General features: G+C 72.2%; 20 protein-coding genes. All 20 read left to right on the top strand.

Annotated elements, in window-relative coordinates:
- Window positions 1-234: 234 nt before the first annotated feature.
- On the top strand, window positions 235-1,527 hold the full coding sequence (locus tag AC07C1_RS01690) for an aspartate aminotransferase family protein (RefSeq protein ID WP_478936196.1): 1,293 nt from the start codon (window positions 235-237) through the stop codon (window positions 1,525-1,527).
- A complete protein-coding gene (locus AC07C1_RS01685) occupies window positions 1,524-2,570 on the top strand; it encodes an ABC transporter ATP-binding protein (protein ID WP_478936195.1) in 1,047 nt (348 codons plus the stop codon). Before AC07C1_RS01690 ends, AC07C1_RS01685 begins: the two co-directional genes overlap by 4 nt.
- Entirely contained in the window at window positions 2,567-3,427 is an 861-nt protein-coding gene (locus AC07C1_RS01680; RefSeq protein ID WP_478936194.1) for an ABC transporter permease, read from the top strand. The genes AC07C1_RS01685 and AC07C1_RS01680 overlap by 4 nt, the downstream gene beginning before the upstream one ends.
- On the top strand, window positions 3,424-4,224 hold the full coding sequence (locus tag AC07C1_RS01675; protein WP_478936193.1) for an ABC transporter permease: 801 nt from the start codon (window positions 3,424-3,426) through the stop codon (window positions 4,222-4,224). The genes AC07C1_RS01680 and AC07C1_RS01675 overlap by 4 nt, the downstream gene beginning before the upstream one ends.
- Before the next feature lie 8 nt (window positions 4,225-4,232).
- Window positions 4,233-5,684 (top strand): hypothetical protein, encoded by a 1,452-nt coding sequence (locus AC07C1_RS01670; protein ID WP_478936191.1) that lies wholly within the window; start codon window positions 4,233-4,235, stop codon window positions 5,682-5,684.
- A complete protein-coding gene (locus tag AC07C1_RS01665) occupies window positions 5,681-7,774 on the top strand; it encodes a glycosyltransferase (RefSeq protein ID WP_478936190.1) in 2,094 nt (697 codons plus the stop codon). The genes AC07C1_RS01670 and AC07C1_RS01665 overlap by 4 nt, the downstream gene beginning before the upstream one ends.
- On the top strand, window positions 7,767-8,873 hold the full coding sequence (locus tag AC07C1_RS01660) for a sugar phosphate nucleotidyltransferase (protein WP_478936189.1): 1,107 nt from the start codon (window positions 7,767-7,769) through the stop codon (window positions 8,871-8,873). The genes AC07C1_RS01665 and AC07C1_RS01660 overlap by 8 nt, the downstream gene beginning before the upstream one ends.
- Window positions 8,870-9,820 carry a carbohydrate kinase family protein gene (locus AC07C1_RS01655; protein WP_478936188.1) on the top strand — a complete coding sequence of 317 codons (951 nt, stop codon included), beginning with the start codon at window positions 8,870-8,872 and terminating at the stop codon, window positions 9,818-9,820. The genes AC07C1_RS01660 and AC07C1_RS01655 overlap by 4 nt, the downstream gene beginning before the upstream one ends.
- Before the next feature lie 11 nt (window positions 9,821-9,831).
- Window positions 9,832-12,849, top strand: coding sequence for a Cof-type HAD-IIB family hydrolase (locus AC07C1_RS01650; protein ID WP_478936187.1), 3,018 nt, complete (start codon window positions 9,832-9,834; stop codon window positions 12,847-12,849).
- Entirely contained in the window at window positions 12,846-14,894 is a 2,049-nt protein-coding gene (gene malQ, locus AC07C1_RS01645) for a 4-alpha-glucanotransferase (protein WP_478936186.1), read from the top strand. The genes AC07C1_RS01650 and malQ overlap by 4 nt, the downstream gene beginning before the upstream one ends.
- 8 nt (window positions 14,895-14,902) lie before the next feature.
- Window positions 14,903-16,111: a sedoheptulose 7-phosphate cyclase gene (locus tag AC07C1_RS01640; protein WP_478936185.1), complete on the top strand. Its 1,209-nt coding sequence runs from the start codon at window positions 14,903-14,905 to the stop codon at window positions 16,109-16,111.
- Window positions 16,104-16,475 carry a cupin domain-containing protein gene (locus AC07C1_RS01635; protein WP_478936184.1) on the top strand — a complete coding sequence of 124 codons (372 nt, stop codon included), beginning with the start codon at window positions 16,104-16,106 and terminating at the stop codon, window positions 16,473-16,475. The genes AC07C1_RS01640 and AC07C1_RS01635 overlap by 8 nt, the downstream gene beginning before the upstream one ends.
- A complete protein-coding gene (locus AC07C1_RS01630) occupies window positions 16,465-17,496 on the top strand; it encodes an ROK family protein (RefSeq protein ID WP_478936183.1) in 1,032 nt (343 codons plus the stop codon). The genes AC07C1_RS01635 and AC07C1_RS01630 overlap by 11 nt, the downstream gene beginning before the upstream one ends.
- Window positions 17,493-18,422 (top strand): SDR family oxidoreductase, encoded by a 930-nt coding sequence (locus AC07C1_RS01625; protein WP_478936182.1) that lies wholly within the window; start codon window positions 17,493-17,495, stop codon window positions 18,420-18,422. Before AC07C1_RS01630 ends, AC07C1_RS01625 begins: the two co-directional genes overlap by 4 nt.
- 23 nt (window positions 18,423-18,445) lie before the next feature.
- Window positions 18,446-20,386 carry a radical SAM protein gene (locus tag AC07C1_RS01620; RefSeq protein ID WP_478936181.1) on the top strand — a complete coding sequence of 647 codons (1,941 nt, stop codon included), beginning with the start codon at window positions 18,446-18,448 and terminating at the stop codon, window positions 20,384-20,386.
- An 85-nt stretch (window positions 20,387-20,471) separates the two neighbouring features.
- Window positions 20,472-21,962, top strand: a complete 1,491-nt coding sequence (locus AC07C1_RS01615) for a GMC family oxidoreductase (RefSeq protein WP_478936180.1) — start codon at window positions 20,472-20,474, stop codon at window positions 21,960-21,962.
- A 38-nt stretch (window positions 21,963-22,000) separates the two neighbouring features.
- Window positions 22,001-22,945, top strand: a complete 945-nt coding sequence (locus AC07C1_RS01610) for an aldo/keto reductase (RefSeq protein ID WP_478936178.1) — start codon at window positions 22,001-22,003, stop codon at window positions 22,943-22,945.
- 179 nt (window positions 22,946-23,124) lie between these two features.
- Window positions 23,125-23,499: a VOC family protein gene (locus tag AC07C1_RS01605; RefSeq protein WP_478936569.1), complete on the top strand. Its 375-nt coding sequence runs from the start codon at window positions 23,125-23,127 to the stop codon at window positions 23,497-23,499.
- Between the two features lie 149 nt (window positions 23,500-23,648).
- Window positions 23,649-24,284, top strand: a complete 636-nt coding sequence (locus tag AC07C1_RS01600; RefSeq protein WP_478936177.1) for a nucleotide-binding protein — start codon at window positions 23,649-23,651, stop codon at window positions 24,282-24,284.
- On the top strand, window positions 24,281-24,568 hold the full coding sequence (locus AC07C1_RS01595; protein WP_478936176.1) for a hypothetical protein: 288 nt from the start codon (window positions 24,281-24,283) through the stop codon (window positions 24,566-24,568). Before AC07C1_RS01600 ends, AC07C1_RS01595 begins: the two co-directional genes overlap by 4 nt.
- The last annotated feature ends 54 nt before the right edge of the window (window positions 24,569-24,622 follow it).

Below are 24,622 nucleotides of genomic sequence, written 5' to 3'. Positions count from 1 at the left end.
GGGTCGCGGAAGGGACTGGGTCTGTGGTCTCACGGAGTCTCCTCGAGCGAAGGTCGCGGTGTCACCGGTGGAACTGTTCTCGACTCAAGCAGAAGCCGGACAGGACACGCAAGGTCCTTCCGCAACTTTCAGCAACTTCTTGCATACGGCGGGACGTTGGTGTTTGACTCACTCCCGGCATCGCCCAACGGCGCTGCTCGGCAAAGCAGTTCGCACAGAAGGGTGTGAGCAGCAGTGACAGCTCGACACCAGCGGGAACGGCTGGAGCGGGAGGCCCGGCATCTGGCTCCGGGCGCTTCCGAGGAGGCGGCCGTCGGGCGCCGGGTCTTCGCCGAGGGGCGTGGCCCGGTCCTCACGGACCTCGACGGCAACCAGTACCTGGACTTCGCGGCGGGCACCCTGACCCAGTCCCTGGGGCACGGGCACCCCGAGGTCGTGGAGGCGCTGACCGCCCAGGCGCGGCGCCTGTGGAACGTGCACGACTCCGCGACGCCCGATCGTGCCGCGCTGCTGGAGCTGCTGGCCGGTCTGCTGCCCGAACGGCTGGACACCTACGCCCTGTTCTCCACCGGCGCGGAGGTCGTCGAGGCCGCGCTGCGCGTGGTGCAGGCGACCGCCGAGCCGGGCCGCAACCGGATCGGCGCCCTGCGCGGGGGCTTCCACGGCAAGACGACGGGTGCGCGGATGCTCGTGCACTGGGACGTCGGCCACCAGGCATTCGCCGGCAACTCCGTCCTCGGGTACTCGGCCTACTGCTACCGCTGCCCGCTGGAGCTCACCCACCCCTCCTGCGGGCTGCGGTGCGCCTCCCTCGTGCGCAAGCACATCGCCGACAAGCCGAACGTGTCGGCGCTGGTCTTCGAACCCGTCCTCGGCGCCGCCGGCGTCGTCGTGCCGCCCCCGGGTTACTGGGAGCAGATCGCCGAGGCCTGCCGGTCCAACGGGGTGCTGCTCGTCGCCGACGAGGTGCTGACCGGCGGCGGCCGGACGGGGACGTTCCTGGCGAGTGAGCAGTTCGGCATCGAGCCCGACCTGGTCGCCCTGTCGAAAGGGCTGGCCAGCGGATTCCCGTTCGCCGTCCTGGCGGGACGGGCGGACCTGATGCACCATCCGGCGGCCTCCGGGGTGGGCGCCTACGCGTCGACGTACGGGGGCAACCCGCTCGGGATCGCGGCGGCCCGGGCCACGCTGGAGGTCGTCGAGCGCGACCGCCTGGTGGAGCGCGTGCGTGTGCTGGGCGAACTGCTGCACGAGCGGCTGTCCGCCCTCCCGGCCCGCTTCGAGAACCTCGGGGAGGTGCGCGGCCTGGGGCTGCTGTACGGGCTGGAGTTCGTCACGGACCGGCAGAGCCGTACACCCGCGCCGCACCTCGCGAGGGCCGTGTACTCCACCGCCCTCGACCTGGGTCTCAGAGTGGCCCTGGGCGGACACATACTGCGCCTGGCACCGCCCTTCACCATCGACGAGCCCCTCCTCGATGAGGGCGTGGGGCTCCTCGAACAGGCCCTGGAGCAGGTGCTGTCGTGATCGTCGCGGAGAACCTCGTCAAGGAGTTCCGGCTCGCCGAGCGCAAGCCGGGCCTGGCCGGCAGTCTGTCCACCCTGTTCACCCGCGAGCACCGGATCGTCCGCGCGGTCGACGGCGTGTCGTTCACGATCCCGGCCGGCTCGAAGACGGCGTACATCGGCGCCAACGGAGCGGGCAAGTCCACCACGATCAAGATGCTCACCGGCATCATGACGCCCACCAGCGGTCGCTGCCTGGTCCGGGGCATCGAGCCCTACCGGCACCGGCAGGCCAACGCCCGTGGCATCGGGGTGGTCTTCGGCCAGCGCAGCCAGCTGTGGTGGGACCTGTCGGTGCCGGACTCGTTCCGCATCCTGCGCCGCGTCTACGACATCCCCGATCCGGTGTACCACCGCAATCTCGCCCTGTACCGGGAGCTGCTGGACATCGACGCCCTCGGCACCACGCCCGTGCGCCAGCTGAGCCTGGGGCAGCGGATGCGGGCCGAGATAGCGGCGAGTCTGCTGCACGATCCGGCGATCGTCTTCTGGGACGAGCCGACCATCGGCCTCGACATGGTGCTCAAGGACGCGGTACGGCACCTGGTCAACCGCGTCCACGAGGAGCTGGGGACGACCGTCGTGCTCACCAGCCACGACATCACGGACATCGCCGCGATCTGCGACAGCGCGCTGGTCGTGGACCGGGGCCGGGTGGTGCACCAGGGCAGCATCCGGGACCTGCTGCGCACCGCCGACCGGCGGTCCGTCGTGTTCGACCACCGGGGCGGGCCGGATCCCGGGCGCGCCTGCGCGGAGATCGAGCGGGGGCTGCCCGGGGTGAGCGCCTCGGCCGCCGAGGACGGCCGGATCAGGGTCGACTACCCGGCGGACCGGTTCAGCTCCCGGCAGGTGCTCACCTTCCTGCTCGAACGCTTCGACCTGGCGGACTGCTACGCGCCCGAACCCGATCTGGAGGACGTCCTGCGGAGGATCTACGGGAGCGGGCACCGCGAGGCGGTCCCGGCCGAGGTGCCGGGCCCGCGCCAGGAGGGTGCGGCATGAGCGGGTTCCCCTCCCCGAAGCGGGAGAACCTCACGCCCCTCCCCCCGTCCGCGCGCGCCCGGCACTATCTGCCGTTCGCCACCGGGGGACTGCAGTCCCTGCTCCAGTACCGTTCGACGTTCGTCACGACCGGGATCACGGCCGCCGCCGGCGCGGCGGTCACCGTCTTCCTGTGGCGGGCGGTGTACGCGGGCGCCCCGTCCGGCGGCGGCCCGGGCGGCTTCACCTCCGAGAGCATCACCACCTACCTGCTGGTGGCGCAGGTGCTGCAGATCCTGCACGCCAACCGGGTGGACGACGAGGTCGCCGCCGAGGTCTACCGCGGTGACGTCGCCGTCATGCTCGTCCGGCCCGTCAGCTATCCGGTGGTGCGGTTCTTCGCCTGCCTGCCGGTGGTGGCGGCCAACGCCGTCCTGGTCGGCCTGCCCGTGCTCGTCCTGTTCGCGCTGATCGTGCCGCTGACCGCGCCGCGCCCCGTGGACGCCCTGCTGTTCCTGGTGTCCACCGCGCTGTCCGTCCTGCTCGCCTTCCTCGTGAACCTGCTGACCGGGATGACGGGCTTCGTCACCACGAACACCTGGGGGGTGCGGATGGTGAAGCAGAGCGTGGTCGCCTTCTTCGCCGGACAGCTGGTGCCCCTCGCGCTGATGCCGGGCCCGCTGGCGGCCCTGGCGTCCGCACTGCCCTTCCGGGGCATGGTCGACGGACCGCTCACCCTGCTGCTCGGCCGCTACGACGGGGTGGCCGGTGCGGCCGACGTACTGGCCCGGCAGATCGGCTGGGTGGCCGGTCTGACGCTGCTCGGCAGGGTCCTGTGGCGGGCCTCGCTGAGCCGGCTGGAGGTGCTCGGCGGATGACCGGCACGGTGTGGCGCCATGTGCGGCTGGCCTTCTTCCTCGGCGGGGTCGGGCTGCACCGGCTGAGCATGTACCGCATGGACTTCGCCCTCGGGGCGGGGGCCTTCCTGGTACGCGTGGGCCTGCAGACGGCTGTGGTGGGCCTGGTCTTCCGGCAGGTGCCCGCGGTGGACGGCTGGACCTACCACGAAGTGCTGTTCCTGCTCGGCTTCTCGCTGCTGCCGCGCGGCCTGGATCACCTCTTCACCGACCAGCTGTGGGAGCTGGGCCGCAAACTGGTCCAGCGCGGCGAGTTCTACCGCTATCTGATCCGCCCCGTGAACCCGCTGTTCTCCCTGCTCTCGGAACGCTTCTTCCACCCCGACGGACTCGGTGAACTGGCCGTGGGCGCCGTCCTGGTGGGCTGGTCCGGCAGCGAACTCGGTGTCGGCCTCACGCCGTTGCAGTGGCTCGCCGCCCCGCTGCTCGTGGTGTGCGGCGCCCTGATCCACACCTCGGTGAAGCTGCTGTTCGCCTCGCTGTCCTTCTGGACCGTGACCAGCCTGCCGTCGATGTACGCGGCGAACCAGGTCTCCGAGTTCGCCGCCTATCCGCTGGACATCTACCACCCCTCGCTGCGCGTCCTGCTGACCTGGGTGCTTCCCTTCGCCTTCACCTCGTACGCGCCGTGCGCCTATCTGCTGACCGGCGCCGCGGAGCTGGTGGTCTGGCTGCCGGTGGTGACAGCCGGCGCCCTCGCCCTCGCCCTGACCGTCTGGCGGCGCGGCGTCAACGCCTACGAGATGACCGGGAGTTGATCACGCACGTGATCCGCGACGAAGACCTCGAACCCCTGCTGCGCACCGCGCCCTGGATGCCCCGCGACCTGCGCGCCGCCCACCGCTACGAAGCGGTCGACCACGCCGGGCTGGGCTCCGGCGAACTGCTGCTGGTCGTGGCCGCCGTCGGCGGCCCCGCCTCCGGCGAGCGGATGTTCGTCACCGCGCACAGGGAGCCGTCGGGTGCCGTGACCGAGGCCCGCGACGACGGGTCCCGCGGACTCGCAGCCGTGCGCCGTGTGCTCACCGGCGCACGGCTGCGCACCACGCGCGGCGGGTACGTGCACTTCCGCCGGGCATCGTCGGCACCGGCCGGCGAGGTGCGGCGTCTCCCCTTCGACCAGGGCTGGTCCTCCAACTCCCTGTCCCTGGTGGAGATAGCCGGTTCCCCGTACATCCACAAGACCTACCGGCGCCTGAACGAGGCGATCCACGAACCCGAACTGCTACGGCTCATGAGCGGCACCGGACACACGCCCGAGTGGGCCGGTGACTACACCTACACGGACCCCGACCGCGGGACCCGGCACCCCTTGGGCGTCCTCTACCACCATGTACCGGGGCACGGCATCGACGCGCCGCTGCGCGAGAACCTGCGCTCACTGTGGCCGCGGCTCACCGACGGCACCGCACCGGACCGGCTCGTACGCTCCCATCTGCTGCCGCTGGAAGCGAAGCTGCACACCGCCGGGCGTTTCCTGCGCGCCTTCCACCGGGACCTGTCGGCACGCCTGGGCGCCCCCGCCACCGGCTATCCCGTGGCCGGCGCCCTGGCGCGGTCCTCCGCACGGCTGGCCGAGCTGGCCCGAACCGACGCTCCCCTCCCCCGGGCCGCCCGGAGCGCGGCCTTCGACGCTCTCGCAGCCGAACTCGGCGCACTGGCGCGCGAGTTCCGCGACCGGGCGACGGCTCCCGGGGCCGGTCCCTGTCACGGCGATCTGCACCTGTCGCATCTGCTGTGTTCCGACGCGGCCGACGACGCATGGCGCATGAGCGTCATCGACCTGTCCACGCCCGCCCTGTCCCCGGAGGACTCCGGCTACGCCGCTCAGTCGCCCCTGCAGGACCTCGTCGCCGTGCAGCGCGCCCTGGAGTACTTCGCCGCCGACGAGGCCGCCTTCGAGAGCGCCCGTCGCCTGGGCATCGACTCGGCCGAGACCATGAACGGCTCCCTGGACGGCGCGCCCGGCCTGCCGCCCGCGGGGCGGGCCGTGCTGGAGAGCGTCTTCCGCACCGCCGACACCTGGCGCGAGCGCGTTCTGCGTCTGCTGCTCGGCCCCGCCTCCGACAGTCCGCTGCGGCGGCTGCTGTACCTGCGCCGGCTCCTGCACGAGCTGGGCTACAACCACGACCACGCCCGCCCCTATCACGCCGCGATCGACCTGCGCCACGCGCTCGCGCTGGCCTCCCCCGCCCCGACGACCTACGCGAGGACATGACCGCCGTGAACGCGCCCCCGATGCACATCATCGAGACGTACTTCGAGTGCTGCGGATTCGACCACACCTTCCTGCAGGGCGGCACGTCCGTGTACCTGTGGAACCTGTCCAAGACCTTCGCCGCCCGGGGCCACCGGGTCTCCCTCGTCACACCCGCCCACGGCCGGCTCGACGACCTGCGGCAGCGCTACGAGGTGGAGGACCTGCCCTACGAGGACACCTACACGCTGCCGGTGGTCCTCGACCCGCGCGTGTGGCGGGACTTCCCGGCGCAGGTGGACCTGGCACTGCGCACCACGGCCCACCGTATCCGCCTGGAGGGCGTGGACCTGTACTTCCTCGCCAACGAGTACCTGAACCGGTTGCCGGACACCTTCTACCCGCCGTACTCCGCCAAGGGCCGGGATCTGGTGTTCTTCAAACCGCTGGTGTTCCAGACGGACAGTGTGCGGTTCCTGCGCGGCTGGTTCGGCGGTGAGAAGGCCGTCGTCCACGCGCACGAGCCGTACTACCACTACCTGCTGCCGGCCGCCCTGCGCGACGACCCGACGAAGCTGGTCGTCAGCAACGTGCAGAGCAACATGCCGATCGCCAAGAAGGTGTACGTGCCGGAGGTGGAGCGTCTCTTCGCGTTGCTCGGCGTGGACGTCAAGCTCCCCGGCCCCGATCACGAACCCGAGGTGCCCGCGGCGGTCGTGCAGTACCAGCAGCTCACCCACCTGCACTACACCTACCCGCCGGACCACGTGGCGATCTACGAGCTGACCGCCGAACACGCCGACCTGATCGACTTCCTGTCCCCCGGCCAGCTGGACTTCTACGCGGGCTTCCGGGACACCCCGTTCGAACCGCTCTTCCGGCGGCTGCCCATCGCCGACGTGGTACGCCGCAACGCCCACAAGATGTTCGTCGGCGGCTGCGCCATCTCCGACCAGTGGCTGGCCTGGGATCCCGCCGGCGTGGACCGGGCCGCGGTGCTCGGCGGCCTCGGCCTCGACCCCGCGCTGCCGACGTTCTTCCACAACGCCCGCTACGCCGTCCATCACAAGGGCCAGACCGAGCTGATGCGGGCCGTGGACCGGGTGCTGAGCGAGGGCCTGGCAGCCAACTTCGTCGTCCGCTGCATCTCCGGCAACGGCATCGACGACCCGTTCTTCCACGAGGTGGCCGCCCGCCACCCGGGCCGGCTGCACTTCGAGTGGGAGCGCGTCGAGGAGGCACGGGTCTTCTCCTACGCCGCCGCCTGCGACTTCGCCCTGTTCCCCTCCAAGTTCGAGATGGACACCTTCCTGATCGCCCAGGGCGAGGCCATGGCCGTGGGCGCGGTGCCGATCGCCACGGACCAGCGCGGTATGGGGCACTTCCGGCACGCCGACGGCCCGGAGACGACCACCGGTTTCGCGGTGAACCGCTCCTTCGCGGAGGACGACGAACTGCTCACCGCCGCACTGGCGGACCGCATCCGGCAGGCGGCGGCGCTGTGGTCGGACGATCCCGGCCGCTACCGGGAGCTGTCCGAGCGCGCCGCGTCCGTCGCCCGGGCCTTCACCTGGGACCACTGCGCCGACCTGCACCTGGCGGCCTTCACCCGGCTGTGGGAGGGACGGCCCGCCGTCCTGTCCACCGAACTGGCGCTGCGCCAGGGCTGGTTCGACCTGCTGGCCGACGACCTGGTCACCACCGCCGCCGCGATCGAGCACGGTGACATCGCTGCCTACGAGCGCCGTGCCCCGCTCGACGCGGACGCGGCGCTGGGCATGTTCCGTGCCGCGTGGCAGCGGGCCGACTTCGCCGCCTGCGAGCGGGTCCTCGACCGGATTCCCGAGGCGGTGCCCACGGCGGAGACCGCCCGGCTGCGCGAACGCTGCCGGGCCCTGGCCGACGGGCGTCTGGAGTACCGGCTCCCGCACGCCGAACGGGTGGAAGTCGTCGAGGCGCGGCGGGGCTCGCCCAGGGCCCTGCCGGACGTACGCACCCTGGAACGCGTCGAGCGCGGAGTCTTCGCGGGCGAGGCTCCGGGCGCCGACGGCCGGCTGCTGCTCACCCTGTCCTCCGGTCGGGTGACCTGGGACGAGGTGCGTCATGGCTGATCTGCGCACGGTACGCGCGGTGCTGCTCGCGGGCGGTGAGGGACGCCGGATGGGGCCGCTCGGCGCGGGGCGGCTCAAACCGCTGGTCCCCTACGGGGGCACCTGCCGGCTCATCGACTTCAGCCTGGCCAACGCCCGCGCCTCGGGCCTGCCGGAGGTGCTGCTCCTCTCCCAGTACGAGGAGCGGCTGCTGATGGACGACCTGCACCGGGTGTGGAACAGCGGGCCCGGCTTCCGAGTGCACTTCGGGCCCTACGACGCCGCCTACCGCGGCCGGGAGCTGCCCGCCGAGCCGCCGCGGCGCACCTGGCCGCTGGAACGGGGCACGGCCGACGCGCTGATCCGCAAGGCCGAGTACGTCTTCGCCGACGGCACCGAGGACGTCCTCGTCCTCCATGCCGACCACGTCTACCGGTACGACTACGGTCCGCTGGTCGAGGCGCACCGGGCCTCGGGCGCGGCGCTGACCATCGCCCACCAGCGCATCGACATGCGCTGGGTGCACCTGTTCGGGATGGTCCGGTTCGACGGCGGCGGCCGGCTGACCGAGTTCACGGAGAAGCCCGAGAACCCCACCTCCGACCTGGTCTTCGCCGCCTTCTGCGTCTTCGACGCCGCCGTACTGCGCCGGTATCTGACCGAGCTGGACGGCAGCGCCTGGCAGCACGACATCAGCCGTGACGTGATTCCCGCGATGCTCGCGGCCGGGGAGCACATCCGCGGCCACGAGGTGCACGGCCACTGGGAGGACATCGGCACCGTCGAGCGCTACCACCGGGCGCACCTGGCCATCGCCTCGGGACCGCGGGCGCCCCTGCCCGTCGAGCGGATGCCCCGGACGGTGCGGCCGGAGGCCGGGCGGCGCTGGGTCGCCGACGCCCCCGGAGTGCGCGCGTCGGTGATCCCGTCGGACCTCGTCAACGCCGGGCTCGTGGAGGACAGCGTGCTCTTCCCCGGGGTCCGGGTCGGCGCGGGCGCCCGGGTGCGGCGCAGCGTGGTGCTGCCCGGCGCGGTGATACCGCCCGACGCCGACATCGACGGGGCGGTCGTCCTGGAGGACGGACACATTCAGCACGTTGCCGAAGGAGTGAGCGCATGACCCTGCCCGAACCCCACAACCGTGAACAGCGTCCGAGCGACTACGACGTCCTGGTGGTCGGCGGGGTCGGCGTGGACACCATCGTGCGCGTGGACGAGTTGCGCGTGCCGCCGGGCGACTCGGTCTTCGTGGAGCCCCTCAAGGACTACGTCGGGCATACCGGCAACGGCGTGGCACTGGGCTGGCACGCGCTCGGCCTGCGCACCAAGTTCATCGACTTCCTCGGCGACGACCCGCAGGGCCGCATGGTGCTGGAGCACTACGCCCGCCACGGCCTCGACTTCGACCACCTCGTCTCGCCCCACGGCACCCCCCGTTCGGCGAACCTCGTGGACCCGCGGGGCCGCCGCTTCTCCTTCTACGACGGCCGCCACCCCGCCGACCTCAGGCTGCCACGCGACTTCTACCTGCCTCTCCTGGAGCGGTCGGCCCACGTCCATCTGTCGATCACCGGCCACAACCAGGACATGTACGAGGACATCCACCGCCTCGGCGTGACCAGCTCCACCGACCTGCACGACTGGGACGGACGCAACCCGCACCACCGCCACTACGCCCTCAACTCCGACTACGTCTTCCTGAGCGCCGCGGCCGTCCCCGATCGGCTGCACACCGTGCTGCGGACCGTCGTCGACGAGGGCCGGGCGAGGTTCGTGGTCGCGACGGACGGCGCCGACGGCTGCCACCTGCTCGAGCGCGGCGACGACACGATCCGTCACTTCCCCGCCGTACGCCCCGAGCGTCCGGTGGTGGACAGCAACGGCGCCGGCGACGCGTTCGTCACCGCGTTCCTGCACTCCTACTTCGAGGGCCGCGCACTGGAGGACTGTGTGCTGAGCGGTTCGGTGGCCGGGGCGTTCGTGTGCGGGAGCGCCGGCACACACACCGAGTTCATCGACCTGCCGGGTCTGCGCGCCGCCAGTGCGCGGGCCGCGGTGATCCGGTGAGGCGCGGGCGCATGCACATCATCCACTTCGCCTTCGAGTGCGGCGGGTTCGACAACCGTCTGATGCGCGGCGGGCTGTCCCCGCTGGTGTGGAACCTGTCGCGCGAGTACGCCGCACGCGGTCACCGCGTCTCGCTGGTCACTCCCGCACATGGGCTCCTCGACGCGCTGCGGCGCGACCATCCGATCGAGGATCTCCCCTACCTCCACGAGCACCGCGTCCCGCTGGTGCTGGACCCCAAGGTGTGGCCGGACCACCCCGCCGAGATCACACTGGAGCTGACCACCCGGGCCCACCGGCTCCGGATGGACGGCGTGGACGTGTACTTCCTCTCCGACGCCTGTCTGGATCTGCTCCCCGACCGGCTGTATCCGCCGCCCGGCACCGAAGGCAGGGATCTCGCGTACTTCAAGCCGCTGGTGTTCCAGGTCGCGGGAGCGCACTTCATCCAACGGCGTCTGCGGGGCGAGGAGGCGGTGGTGCACGGCTTCGAGCCCTACTACCACTACCTCCTGCCGCCTCTGTTCGCCGGGGACCCGTCCCTGCGGACCGTGAGCACGGTCGCAGCCAACGCGCCCGTCACGCAGAAGGTGTACCGCCCGCAGGTGGAACGGCTGCTCGCAGTGTTCGGCGTACGCGCGGACCTGGAGGCGCTCGAGGAGCCGCCGCCCGCCGAGGACAGCCCGGAGGCGGCCATGGCTCGGGTCCTGGCCGGTACCCGGATGCATGTCGAGTACGGCCCGGACCATGTCGCCTTCATGCCGTTGGTCCTGGCCCACGCCGATCTGGTCGACTTCGTCTCGCCTGGCCAGCGGGACTACTACAGCACCTTCCGCGACGCCCCGTTCGAGGGCCTGTTCCGGACCCTGCCGGTGTCCCGCATGCTGCGCGAGCAGGCGCACAAACTGCTCATGGGAGGCTGCGGGATATCCGGCAGCTGGCTGGCCCGGGATCCGCGGGCCGTGGACCGCGAGGCGGTCCTGCGTTCCCTGGGCCTCGACCCCGCCCTGCCGGTCTTCTACCACGCCGCCCGCTACGCGGTGCACCACAAGGGGCAGTTGGAGCTGGTCCGCGCCGTCGAGGACGTCCTGGCGAGCGGTACGGAGGCGGCGTTCGTCCTGCGCTTCGCCACCAGCGGGGGCGGCGGGCAGGCGGCACCCGTCGGCAACGCGTACTTCCAGAGCGTCGCCGACCGATACCCGGGACGGGTCCACCTGGACTGGCGCCTGGCCGACGAGGACACCCTGTTCGAGCAGGCCGCGTGTGCCGACTTCTGCGTCTTCCCGTCGAAGTTCGAGCTGGACGGGTTCCTCATCGCCCAGGCCGAGGCGATGGCGTGCGGCGCGGTGCCGATCGCGACCGCGCAGAGTGTCACGGCGCACTTCGGGCACGCGCTGCCCCCGCACGATCCACGGGCGACCGGGTTCTCGCTGCCCGGCTCGTTCCGCGACGACGACCCGTCCCTCACCGAAGCGCTCGCCCAGCGAATACGCCAGGCCGCGGCGCTACGGCGCGCGGCCCCCGACGACTACGGCCGGCTGTCGGCCAACTCCCGTGCCACCGCCCGCGGGTTCACCTGGGCATGGAGCGCGGACCGGCGCCTGACGGCCTTCGAGGACCTGCTGCGCGGCCGGCCCAGGCCCTTCCCGGCCGAGGACGCCGTCCGGTACGGCTGGTTCGACGCCCTGCCCGCCGCCGCCTGGGTCCGGCACCGGGAACTCATCGCACGGTCCGCCGCAACCCTGGGCGACACGGCGGCCTACGGACGCTGCGCACCGCTGGACGAGGAGGCGTACGAGCGTCTCTTCGAAGCCGCTTACGCGCGGGCCGACTTCGACCGGTGCGCCGAGACCGCGCGCGAGGCCGGCCGGGCCGACTGGGCGGCGCGGGTGCGCGGTCGCCACCGGGTGCTCCTGGACGCGGAGGGCCGCCGGCACATCGAGTACCGCCATCCGCACGCACGGCACGTGGAAGTGGCGGTGGCCGGTACCGGTGCCTTCCCGACGGGCCTGGAGTCCCGCGCGGAGGCGGTCGCCTCCGACGAGGCCGTGCCCGCCGACAGCGGCATGGTGCTGACGCCCCTGACACCGGCCGGGGAGGGTGTCTTCCGTGGCGTCGTGCCGGGATCTCCCGTCGGAGGCCGTCTGCTCCTCATGCTGACCCTGGCCTCGGGGCGGGTCACCTGGGACACCGCCCCGTGCGACGACCTCGCGGACCCGCCGCCCTTCCGGCTCGTGGCGACCGATCTCGACGGCACCCTGCTGCGCAGCGACCAGACGGTCTCCGACCGCACCCTGCGCGCCCTCGCCCGGGCGGCCGAGGCCGGAGCACGCCATCTCGTGGTCACCGGAAGACCGGCCACGGCCTGCAAGCAGTACCTGACCGCACTCGGCTACCGCGGGCTCGCCGTGTGCGGGCAGGGCGCCCAGCTCTACGACGCAGGCGCCGACCGGCTGCTCAGCTCGGCCTCGCTCGACGTCGATGTCGCACGCGAGGTGGTGGAACGCGTCGAGGCGGTGCTGGGGCCCCTGGAGCTGGGCGTCGTGACGGCACCGCCGGAGAGCCGCTTCAAGGTCACTCCCCGGTTCGGTGAACGTGTCCGCCACGGCTGGGACGTCACGACCGACCGCGGCCTGCTGTGGACGGACCCCATCGACAAGCTGGTCCTGCACCACACGAGCGTGCCGGAGGAGGAAGTCGAGTCCGTGGCCCGGACGTTGTGCGGTGACAAGGTCACCGTGGTGCACTCGGTGCAGGGGATGGTGGAGGTACTGCCGGCGGGCACCACCAAGGCGGCGGGGGTGGAGCGGGCGGCGCGGCTCCTCGGATGCGACGCGGCCGAGACCGTCGCCTTCGGCGACATGCCCAACGACATACCGCTTCTGGCCTGGGCCGGGCACGGCGTGGCCGTGGGCAACGCCCACCCGGCACTGCGGGCGATGGCCGACGAGATCGCGCCCGGAAACGACGAGGACGGCGTCGCCGTCGTCCTGGAACGCCTCTTCGGCACCCCCGAGGAGGCGTCATGACCGAGAACGTGCGCGAGCTTGCCCGCGCCCACGGGATAGCCACCGCCTACACCACCGACCGGGGGCAGCGGGTGGCGGTGGCCCCGGACACCCTCGTGGCCCTGCTCGCCGCGTGCGGTGTGGACGCGGCCACCGACGCGGCGGCGCGCTCCGCTCTCGCGGCCCACCGCGAGCGTACGGCGGCCCGGCTGCTGCCCGCGTGTGTCGTCGTGCGCGGGGGCGCCGTGCCACCGCTCGGCCTGCCCGGGAACGCCACGGCGGAGGTGGAACTCGAAGGAGGGGGCACCGCCGCCCTGTCCGGCTCCCTGCCGACCGGCCGGCACACCCTGCACGTCAGCGCCCAACAGGGAGGAGCGTCCGCCACGTTGCTCGTCGTGCCGGAACGGCTGCCCGCGCCGGCCGAACGGCACTGGGGGTTCCTCGTCCAGCTGTACTCGGTGCTCTCGAGACGCTCCTGGGGCATGGGCGACCTCGGTGACCTGGCGGAGCTGGCGTCCTGGTCGGGTCGCGCCCTCGGGGCGGACTTCGTGCAACTCGGGCCGCTGCACGCCGTGGAGCCCGGCCCACTGCCGGATCCGTCGCCGTACCGGCCCAGTTCGCGCCGCTACCCCGACCCCATGCATCTCAGGGTGGAGGCGATCCCGGAGTACGCGTACCTCACGGGCGAGGCGCGTCGTACCGCCGACCGGTGCGTCACCCGGGCACGGGCACTCAACGAGGGCGTGCTGCGCGGTGATCTGCTCATCGACCGGGAGACGGTGCGCTTGCTCAAGCACGAGGCGCTGCGGGCGGTGCACCAGGTGCCGCTCCCGCCCGGGCGGGTGGCCGCGTTCGCGGAGTTCACCGCGCGTGAGGGCAGTGACCTGACGGACTTCGCCACCTGGTGCGCGCTGGCCGGCGTGCACGGCGGGGCGTGGCGTTCCTGGCCCGCCGGGTTGCGGGACCCGCGTTCGCCCGCGGTGGCCCGCGCCCGTGCGGAGCTGGCCGCCGAGGTCGACTTCCACCGCTGGCTCGCCTGGGTCACCGACGAGCAGCTGGCCGCGGCGCAGGCGGCGGCCACCGACGCCGGTATGGGGATCGGCCTGATCCACGATCTGGCGGTCGGGGTGGCCCCGGAGGGTGCGGACGCCTGGGCGCTCCAGGACTGCCTGGCCGCGGGGATGAGCATCGGTGCGCCACCGGACGACTTCAACCCGCGCGGTCAGGACTGGGGGCAACCGCCGTGGCGTCCGGACGGGCTCGCCGCGTCCGGCTACCGGCCGCTGGCCGGGCTGCTGCGGGCCGGGCTGCGGCACGCGGGCGCACTGCGCGTCGACCATGTGATGGGCCTGTTCCGGCTGTGGTGGGTGCCCGAGGGCCGGCCGCCGTCCGAGGGCACGTACGTCCGCTACGACGCCGAGGCCATGCTGGGCGTGCTGACGCTGGAGGCGCACCGCGCCGGGGCCGCCGTGATCGGCGAGGATCTCGGCACGGTCGAGGCCGGCGTGCGCGGGTCACTGGACGAGCGGGGGATCCTCGGCACGTCCGTGCAACGGTTCGAGTACCTCGGGGGATCGGAGGGACGACGGGGTCCGTTGCCGCCCGAGCAGTGGCGGCGCGACTGCCTCGCCACGCTGACCACCCACGACCTGCCGACCACCGCGGCATGGCTCGGCGGCGAGCATGTCGAACTGCGCGCCCGCCTGAACCTGCTCACGCGTCCGGAGGCGGAGGAGAAGGCCGAGGCCGCTGCCGAGCGCGACGGCTGGCTGGCAGAACTGGAGCGGCTCGGGCTGCTGCCCGACCCGGACGGTGACGTCGTAGCGCTGCACCGCTTCCTGTGCCGCACCCCGGCACGTCTGCTCGGCGTCTGGCTGCCGGACGCGACCGGCGACCGCAGACCCCAGAACATTCCCGGCACGTCCGCGGTGCACCCCAACTGGCGGCTGCCCGTGAGCGACGGCCAGGGCCGTCCCGTACCGCTGGAGGACCTTCCCGGCCGGCCCCTCGTGGCCGCTCTGTCCCGGGTGTTCGCGAACCTCCGGCGGCACCGTGAGAACACTTGAGGAGAGAGATGTCAGGCCAGGTTCTTGATCGGGTCGACCATCCGCCGACGGGGGTCCGCGAGGATCCCGGCGGTTTCGACCTGAGAGCACCGGGCGGCACCCGGTACCGGGTCGACCTCGGCACCGGGGTGCTCGACCCGCACAACACGCTGCTCGCCGGATACCTGGAGGCCCGCCGGGTCGTGGCCTTCGTCAGCCCGACCGTCGACCGGCTCTACGGTGACCGGCTGCGCGCCTATCTGGAGGCCCACACCCGGCCCGGTCAGTGGACCCTGCACGTGACAGCCACCGGTGAGCACCACAAGACGCTCGCCGCGGCGGAGCACGTCTGCGCCCTCGCCAAGGCGGACGGGCTGGACCGGCACGGGGTGATGCTCGCCGTCGGCGGTGGCATCGTCGCCGACGTGGTCGGCTTCGCCGCGTCCATCTATGCCCGTGGCATCCGCTACATCAAGGTCAACACCACCCTCGTGGGTCAGGTGGACGTCGGCGTCGGTGTCAAGACCGGCGTCAACGCCCTGCAGACGAAGAACATGTTCGGCGCCTACCACCCGGCCCACGCCTCCCTGAACGACCCCGCCTTCCTCGCGACACTCGCGCACCGGGAGATCCGCTGCGGGCTCGCCGAGATCGTGAAGATGGCCGTGATCCTCGACGAGGACCTGTTCCGGACGCTGGAACAGCACCCGGACGCGTTCCGGCGTCCAGGCGGCGACGGGCACCCGGACCATTCACACGGGCAGCTGGAGACCTACATCCTGCGCACGTCGATGCGCCTGATGATGGAGGAACTCTGCCCCAACCTCCACGAGCACGAACTGGCCCGGCTCGTCGACTTCGGCCACACCTTCAGCCCGGTCGTCGAGACGGCCGGCGGCCACAGCCTGGAGCACGGCGAGGCGGTCGCCGTCGACATGGCGCTGTCCGCGCACCTGGCGCGGCTGCTCGGCCTGGCGGACGACGAGACCTGCGACCGCGTCGTCGGGCTGCTGCGGCGGATCGGGCTGCCGGTGTTCGATCCCGGCACCTGCACACCGGAGCTGATGACGCAGGCCCTGCGTGCCTCCTGGCAGCGCCGGGGCCGCAAGCTGCACCTCGTCGTACCGACGGGGATCGGCAAGGCGGCTTTCGTGGCGGAACTGGAGGACGTACCCGGGGACGTCCTGGTGGCCGCGCTGGAGGCGCTGGCGGCGGACGGAGCGCGGCGCGATGCCTGAGGCCGTGGTCAACCTGCGGGAACTCCTGACCGGCAAGGAGCGGGACCACGGCGGTCTCGGCACGATCCTCGCCCATCGTGTCTTCGCACGCCGGCCCGGCTCTCCGGGCGCGGACTTCATCGATCTGGCGGTCCTGCCGCCGGGGACCTCGATCGGCCGGCACCGGCACGGCACCGACCGCGAGACCTACATCGTGCTGGACGGCGGCGGCCTGATGTACCGGGACGGCGAGGAGTTCCGGGTGGGTCCGGGTGACGTCGTCGTCAACGGCCCTCACGGGGAGCACGGCCTGCTCAATGACGGTGATCGGGACCTGCGGCTGCTCGTCTTCGAGGAAGAACTGGGAGAGCGGCATGACGGCTGACGACGTGTTCACCGTGCTCGACGTGGGCGGTACCACGCTGCGGGTGGGCGCCTACGATCCCACGACGGGAGCCCTGTCCCGGGTGCGCCGGGTACCGGTCGACGGTATGCACCGCGACCCCGGCGCTCCGGTGCCGGTGCTGCAGCGGCGGGTGCTGGAGCAGATCGTGCGCGAGGTCGACGCGCACACGGGCGGACGGCCACCGCGGGCACTGGGCGTGGCCTTCGCCGGGCCGATCACGGCCGCCGGGCTCGTGCTCGCCGCCCCCACCGTCTGGGGACGGCGCGGAGACCCGCTGCCGCTCGGCGAGCTGCTGACGGAGCGGACCGGCACGCCGGCCGTCGTGGTCAACGACCTGACGGCGGCTGCCTGGCGGTACGCCGCCACCGAACCCGGGGACTTCTGCCTGCTCACCGTCAGCTCCGGCATCGGCAACAAGGTGTTCCGCGGCGGCGAGGTCCTGGTGGACGCCGACGGCCACGGCGGCGAGCTGGGGCACTGGGTCTGCGACCTGTCCCCCGACGCGCCGCTGTGTGACTGCGGGGGCCGCGGCCACCTGGGCGCCGTCGCCTCCGGGCGGGGGGTGCTGGCCGCGGCGCGCCGGGCCGCGCACACCCACGACGCCGCCTTCCGCGGTTCCCGGCTCGCCGCGCTGTGCGCCGGCCGCGCGGAGCACATCGACAACCGGGCGATCGCGGAGGCGGTCCGCACGGGTGATCCGTTCAGCACGGAGGTGCTGCGCGGCACCCTGACCCCTCTCGCCCAGGCGGTCACCGGGGTGTTCGCGTCGATCGGGGTGTGCCGCTACATCCTGATGGGCGGCTTCGCCCTGGCGATCGGTGAACCGTACCGGCGGCTGCTGGTCGCCGAGTTGGTGCGGCTGGGCTGCTTCGGCCTCGAGCCCGGGCAGATCGACGCGACGGTGTCGCTAGGCGTCGCCGATGACGACCACGGACTGATCGGCGTGGGCCGGCTGCTGGCGGCGCGGACGCCGGTGCCCTTCTCCCAGGGGGCGTCATGACCGGTGAGCCGATCCTCGTCGTGGGCAGCGGCCTGGTGGGCGCCGGGATCGCCCGGCGTCTGGCGGCGGTGGGCGATCCCGTGACACTGGTCTCGCGCCGCCCTCCCCTGCTGCCGCCCGAAGGGGTCGGAGTCCGCTGGGCCGCCCTCGACGCCACCGACGCCGAGGCCTGCCGGCGGCTGCTCGACCGCCTGCGTCCCGGACGCATCGTCCTGGTGCACGGCCCGTCCGACGTCACCTGGTGCGAGGACCATCCGGAGGAGGCACGCGCCGCGCACGTCACCGTGGCGGACACCTTCGCCACCCTGGCGCCGGACACGCGGATCGTCATGATCTCCACCGACAACGTCTTCGACGGTGACTCGGCACGCAACACCGAGAGCACTCCCGTGTCGCCGGCGAACGCCTACGGCCGGGCGAAAGCGGCGGCCGAGGAGGCACTGTTCGCCAAGGCCGCCCGGGCGGTGGCCCTGCGGGTCAGCCTCGTGTACGGCCACGAGCCGGCCGACGCGGGCAAGTGGCTGAACTTCTTCGCCGCCTGCGCCCACCGGCTGCGGCGCGGCGAGCGGATCGAAGCCCCTGACGACCACTGGACGACACCGGTGCTCCTGGACGACGTGGCGGAGGTGACGGCGGCACTCCTGCACGCCGGGCACCCGCTGCCCCCCGTGCTGCACCTGGGCGGACCCGACCGCGTCACGCGCGCGGAGTGGGCCGCCGTCATCGCCCGGGCACTGGGAGCGCCCACGGAGCTGGTGGCACCGGTGCCACGGGCCCGCACCCGCTACGCCTCCCGCCCGGTGAACGCCTGCCTCGCCAGTGAGGTGCAGGCGACTCTGCCCGCCACCGAGAGGATCGCGGTCCGGGGGGTGCGCGAGGGAGCGCGCCTGCTGGCGTCCGCGTTCGCCGGAACTCCGGCCGTCTGATGGCGCACCTGCGAGGAGCCCCCGTGGCCACAGCACCCACACGTTTCCGGCATGCCCGGATGTACCTCACCTTCCGCTGCAACGCCCGCTGCGGCTACTGCAACGTCTGGCAGGACCCCGTCTTCGACGGTCACCAGGAGCTGACATCCGACGGGTTGCGCCGCTGCCTGGACGAACTCGCGGAACTGGGCGTCACCTACCTCGACATCACCGGTGGCGAACCGTCTCTGCACCGTGAACTGGTCACGGCGGTGCGGCATGCCCGGGAACTGGGCATGACCGTGGAACTCACCACCAACGCGATCCGGTTCGCCCCGCCGGCGGCCGAGATCGTGCCGCTCGTCGACACGCTGAACATCTCGCTGGACACGCTCAGCGCCGAGCGCTACCACCGCATCCGGGGCACGGACACGCTCGACCGCACCCTCGCCCTGGTGGACAGGCTCCGGGCCGACGGGGCGGACAACCTCAAGCTGATCTGTGTGGTGACCGACCAGAACGTGGGAGAACTGGAGGACGTGGTCGCCTACGCGCAGCGGCACCGGGTCGCCGTCTATCCGGCGCCCATGTTCAGCTACTTCGCCACACAGAGCGAGGTGCGCCCGGCCGGCTCGGTGCGCATGCTCAAGCTGGCCGCCGTCAACGGGCGCAATGGTACGGCCGCCGTGGCCGAGGCGCCACCCCGGGTTCCGTCGTCGCTGCTGCTGCGCCGGGTCGCGGAGCAGCGGTACGCGCCGCACACCGTGGTGAACCTGGCCTTCCTGCACCATCTGCGCACGCTCGACCCGGCCACCGCGACCGCCTGCGGGGCCAACTCCCGCATCCTCACCATCGGTCCGGACGGCCGGGTCATGCTGCCCTGCTACCACGAGTGGGACGCCTCGCTCGCCTGGGAACGGCCGTACCGGGAACTGGTGCGGGACCGTGAGCTGATCCGAGTGCGGGAGGACGAGGTGGGGCACCGCCCCGCCTGCCGCACCTGCGCGGTCTTCCCCTACCTGGGCCTGCCCATGAGCCACCGGCTCACCACGCCCTTCCTGCTCCAGGCGTTCTCGCGGGAACTGGACCGGCTCAAACCGTACGCGGCGGCGCTGACGCCCGAGCGCCGTGCGGCACTGCTGGAGCGGAGCGACGCGGTGCTGACGGAGCTGGAGCGGGTGTCCGCGCCGCTACGGCCCGGAGAACACCTCGACGAGCTGTACCACTTCGAGGCGGAGGACGGGGGCGTGCGCACCGGCCTTGCGGAGGAGCCGGTAGCGGTGGAGGAGTTGCTGGCGGACCACGCCCACGACGACTGCTGGCGGGTCCAGCGGACCCCGCACCGGATCGTCCGGCTGCTGTACACCGAGATCCTTCCCGCACTGGCCGCTCACGAGCAGGGCGGCGCCACACAGGTGTCCGCACTCTCCGCGGACGTCCTGGACGTCCACCTCGACTGCTGGCGGATCCTGCTCGCGCTGCTGCCCGGAGGCGGCGCGCCGGACATCGCCGCACGGCAGCGGCTGGCGCACTGGTGCACCCGGGCCGGACAGGCGCTCGGCGGCCGTCGCGCGGCGTCGGCGCTGGCCCTGCTGGCCTCGTTCAGCACGCTGCCCACCGCGGACATCGGCTCCTGGGGATCGCCGCGCGGACACGCGGAGGAGCCCCTGGCCGTCAAGCTGCTGCGCTCCCTGGCCGGCCCCGAGCGCCGCTCGGAACTGGCCGGCCTGTTCTCACCGGAGTTCGTCCCCGCCCTGACGGGCGGACCGGTCACAGCGGCGGCGCCGGCAGCCGGTCCGGTGCCGACTCCCGAGGAGGCGCGCGGCGGCCAGGAAGTGGAGCGATTCGTGGCCGCGCTGCGCCATGCGGACACCGGCGCGCTCCGCACGGCGCTCCGGCGCTGGAAGGCGGCGGCGGATCCGGTGACGGCCCCGGACATCGAACGGCGTCTGCTCCGCGCGGAACTCGGGGCCGGGCACCTGTGAGACCTCAGCGCCGCCGTTCGTCCCTTCCCGTACGGCCGGTCCACTCCCGCCGTACCACCGGCGACGACATCTCAATGGAGAGACCATGACAAGCTCATCCCTCCGGTCCGGCTATGACGTCGTCATCCTCGGTGGCGGAGTCGCCGGATGCGTACTGGCGGCACGCCTCACCGAGGATGCCGGCCGGTCCGTGTGCCTCGTCGAGGCGGGCCCCGACTACGGACCGCGGCAGCAGGAGTGGCCCGAGAAGGTCTTGAACTCCCGTGCCCTGCCGCGCGACGACGTGTGGGAGCGGCACACCGCGTTCTACCGCATCCGGGCCCGGATCCTGGGCGGCTCGTCGTGCATCAACGGCGCCTGGAACACATGGGGATCGCACGCCGACCACGCGGAGTGGACACGCGCCGGCGGCGAGCGGTGGTCGGCCGGTGCGCTGGAGCCGTACCGGCTCCGGGCCGTGGAGCGCATGGGGCTGCGCACCGTCCCGGACGACGAACTCTCCGCCTGGACCTCGGCCGCCCTCGGGGCGGCGCGTGAACTCGGCTACGGGGAAGTGGACATGGGTACCCCCGGCCGGCCCGGCTACGGCCGGCCGCTGCTCAACTCGGTCGACGGGCTGCGCCGGAACGCCGCCTTCGCCTACCTGGACCCGGCGACCCGGTCGCGGCCGAACCTGACGATCCTCGGCAACGCCCTGGTGGACCGGCTGTTCGTACGCGCGGGCCGGGTGCTCGGCGTGCATGCCGTCCTGAACGGGGAGCAGGTGACCCTGGGGGCCGACACGTACGTACTGGCGTCCGGCACGTTCGGCTCCCCCACCGTGCTCCTGCGCAGCGGCATCGGTCCCGCCGCGCACCTGAAGGAGAACGGAATCCGCTGCGAGGTGGATCTGCCGGGCGTCGGCGCCAACCTGTCCGACCAACCGGGTGTCTTCGTACCCCTGTCGCCCACGGACGGCCTGAACAGGGCGTTGGCGGCCAAGGAGTCGGCCGGGGACCTGTACGTCAGCCGCATGCTGATCCGGGCGGCCAGCGAGTACTGTCCGGACGGGGCGTGGGATCTGCATCTGCTGCCCACGGCCGGCCCGCCGCTGTTCGGCACGCTTCCGCCCGGGCAGTACGAGGCCGGTATCTCCGCGTTCCTGATGAAGCCGGTCTCGCGCGGGCACGTCCGGCTCCGCTCGGCCGATCCCCTGGAGCCCCCCGAGATCGACCCCGCCTTCCTGACCGATCCGGCCGGCCGCGACATGGCCGTCGTCCGGGCGGGGCTGGAGAAGGTGCGGGAACTCGCCGCGGCCATGAAGCCGCTGGCGGACCCCTCGGACGGGACCCCGGCCCAGGCGCTGTCCGACGCCGGCCTCCGCGACCGGGTGGGCACCTACTGGCATCCGGTGGGGACCTGTGCCATGGGCCCGGCGGAGGATCCGCGGTCCGTGGTCGACGGGCAGGGCGCCGTCCATGGTGTGGCGGCACTGCGCGTCGCCGACGCCTCCATCCTGCCGACCGTGCCCGCCGCCAACACTCAACTGCCGGTCCTGGCCGTCGCCGAGATGCTCGCCGACACCCTTCGCGCCTGACCGCCCCTCCACCACCCGCACTCACCACGGAGACCGCCATGGCGGCAGAGACCGACATACGCGCGCACAAGCTGATTTACGGCTGCATGGGACTCGGCGGAGGCTGGGACACGAAGCCGTACACACCCGAGGACGTCCAGCACGCCGAGACCGCCATCGAGGCGGCCCTGGCCGCCGGCATCACGGCTTTCGACCACGCCGACATCTACCGGTACGGCAAGTCGGAGGCCGTCTTCGGCGAGGTGCTCGACCGCAGCCCCGGGTTGCGAGAACGCATCGTCCTGCAGACCAAGTGCGGCATCCGGCTGCCCGACGGCGACCGGCCCGGGCACTACGACCTGCGGGGAGCCGGCATCCTGCGACGAGTCGAGGAGAGCCTCGTCCGGCTGCGCACGGACGTCCTGGACGTCCTCCTCCTGCACCGGCCCGACCCCCTGGCCGATCCCGGGGAGATCGCCGAAACGCTGTCCGCTCTGCACGCCCAGGGGCTGGTACGGCAGTTCGGCGTCTCGAATATGAGCGGCCCGCAGATCGCCGCCCTTCAGGCCCACGCGGATGTCCCGCTGGTCGTCAACCAGCTGGAGATGAGCCTCGCGCAGCGAGACTGGGTGGAGGCGGGCGTCCTGTTCAACACACCGGACGCCACGCGGAACGGCTTCGCGCCCGGCACGCTGGAGTGGTGCGCGGCCAACGGCGTCCGGCTGCAGGCCTGGGGGCCACTCGCCCGGGGCCACCTCACCAGCCCCGTGGACACGAGGGTGAACCGGCTCGTCGCGGATCTCGCCCGCCGCAAGGACACCACACCGGAGACCATCCTCCTCTGGTGGCTCCAACGCCATCCGGCGGGCATCGCCCCCCTCGTCGGCACCACCCGCCCCCAGCGCATCAGCGCCTGCGCGGACGCGGTACTCCGCGAGCCGGACCTCACCCATGAGGAGTGGTACGACCTGTGGGTCGCCGCACGCGGCGCCTCACTGCCCTGATGGTCCACGACGATGGCTGCGCCGCACCTCCCGGCGGGCCACCATGACCGAGCACCACTCGCCACGCGGCAGCCCGGCGGCGTACCGGCGTACCGCTGCGCATGCCCGCCGCGGCGGCGGGTACGACCCCTCCCGTACGGGGAGCCGCGGAAGCGGCCGAGGAACGAGGGGTGTCGGAAGTGATTCGAAAGCTGCAGGCGGTCGCGCTGGACTGCGCCGATCCGGTACGGCTCGCGGAGTTCTACGCGAATCTGCTCGGTGGCCGGGTGGTCGAGGACCCGGAGGATCCCGACTGGGTCGAGGTGCACGGGTTCGAGGGAACGCCGCTGGCCTGCCAGCGGGTGGACGGCTACCGGCCGCCCGAATGGCCCGGCCGGCAGCATCCGCAGCAGCTCCACCTGGACTTCGACGTGGACGACCTCGACGGGGAGGAGAAGCGGGCGCTCGCCCTCGGCGCGACCGTACTGGAGCGAACGGACCAGATCCGCCCGCGGGCCAACTGGCGGGTCTACGCGGATCCGGCCGGCCATCCGTTCTGCCTCTGTCTCCACTGAGGCCGTCATCCGGCAGCGACGAAGTGATGCGCCGGCGGCCTCCGCATTAGCCCATACAAATGGTTCAGCGGCGCCGCAGGGTGAACCACGGGATGGTGTGCCCCGCGCCGACGGCAGCCGGCCACTCGCGGCCGTTAGCGTTCACTCTTGTGTCGCTCAGCTATGCCTTCGTGAACCTGAAACCCGGAGTGGGAAAGACGACCAGCGCAGTCTGGCTGTCTCACGCACTTGACGAGTTGGGCGTCTCGCCCCTTCTGGTGGACAGTGACCCCGCCTCCTCCGCGCTGCGGTGGAGCGAATTGGCAGGTGGCTTCCCGTTTCCTGTGATCGCCCTCCCGGTGGGCGACGTGCACCGGCGCGTGAACGACTTCCTCGGCAGTCGGCGGGCAGTGGTGTTCGATGCCCCGCAGCTCGAGGACCACGCCCACATCGCCCGGAGCATCATGAGATACGCGAGCGAGTGGCTCGTGCCGGTGACGCCAGCCCCCATCGAGCTGGACCGCATGGCACCCATCGGCGGTGAGATGGGCGACGTGCAGTCCTTGCGTGCTCAGCCGGCCCGCGCCGCTGTCCTGCTGAACCGCACGAATCGTCCCGACGCCACGCGCACCGGTCCCGACGCCGACGCCCGCGAAGCTCTCACCGAGCGGGGCTTCGACGTGTTGTCCACCCATATTCCGCGGCTCGACCTGTACGCCCAGTCGTTCGGCAGCCCGGTGCAGGTCAAGGGCTCGGCGTACATGGACCTCGCGAGCGAACTCATCAAGCGTCAGGACAAGACGTGAATCAGCGCAAGGACACCTACCGAGCTGCATTGCAGCGCGGACCGGACGTCACCGAACCCCGTCGCGTCAAGGTGAGTCGGCTGCATACCCGATACGTCCGGGTGACCATCGAACTCGACCCTGCCCTACCCCGTGACCTGACCCAGTGGATGGAACCACCTGTGTCCGCACTCGTGCGCGTCGGTTCCGCCGTACTGCGATCCCTGACGGGACATCGCAACTGGTCGGCGGCAGCAGACGATCCGCAGGCGATTGCCGGTGAGGGCCAGGAAGTGGCTGACTGAGCGCTCTGTGCAGCGGCGGGGTGCGCCCGGCAGCGATCGTGCTGGGAGCGTGCG

The organism is Streptomyces sp. NPDC045022 (assembly GCF_056432605.1).
Note: the sequence above shows the minus strand (reverse complement) of the source record. Positions and strands in the feature narration are given on the sequence as shown.

Coding starts and splice junctions, on each gene's coding strand:
- AC07C1_RS01680 (WP_478936194.1), top strand. CDS start 2,567: ATGAGCGGGTTCCCCTCCCCGAAGCGGGAGAACCTCACGCCCCTCCCC.
- AC07C1_RS01675 (WP_478936193.1), top strand. CDS start 3,424: ATGACCGGCACGGTGTGGCGCCATGTGCGGCTGGCCTTCTTCCTCGGC.
- AC07C1_RS01665 (WP_478936190.1), top strand. CDS start 5,681: ATGACCGCCGTGAACGCGCCCCCGATGCACATCATCGAGACGTACTTC.
- AC07C1_RS01660 (WP_478936189.1), top strand. CDS start 7,767: ATGGCTGATCTGCGCACGGTACGCGCGGTGCTGCTCGCGGGCGGTGAG.
- AC07C1_RS01655 (WP_478936188.1), top strand. CDS start 8,870: ATGACCCTGCCCGAACCCCACAACCGTGAACAGCGTCCGAGCGACTAC.
- AC07C1_RS01650 (WP_478936187.1), top strand. CDS start 9,832: ATGCACATCATCCACTTCGCCTTCGAGTGCGGCGGGTTCGACAACCGT.
- malQ (WP_478936186.1), top strand. CDS start 12,846: ATGACCGAGAACGTGCGCGAGCTTGCCCGCGCCCACGGGATAGCCACC.
- AC07C1_RS01640 (WP_478936185.1), top strand. CDS start 14,903: ATGTCAGGCCAGGTTCTTGATCGGGTCGACCATCCGCCGACGGGGGTC.
- AC07C1_RS01635 (WP_478936184.1), top strand. CDS start 16,104: ATGCCTGAGGCCGTGGTCAACCTGCGGGAACTCCTGACCGGCAAGGAG.
- AC07C1_RS01630 (WP_478936183.1), top strand. CDS start 16,465: ATGACGGCTGACGACGTGTTCACCGTGCTCGACGTGGGCGGTACCACG.
- AC07C1_RS01625 (WP_478936182.1), top strand. CDS start 17,493: ATGACCGGTGAGCCGATCCTCGTCGTGGGCAGCGGCCTGGTGGGCGCC.
- AC07C1_RS01615 (WP_478936180.1), top strand. CDS start 20,472: ATGACAAGCTCATCCCTCCGGTCCGGCTATGACGTCGTCATCCTCGGT.
- AC07C1_RS01610 (WP_478936178.1), top strand. CDS start 22,001: ATGGCGGCAGAGACCGACATACGCGCGCACAAGCTGATTTACGGCTGC.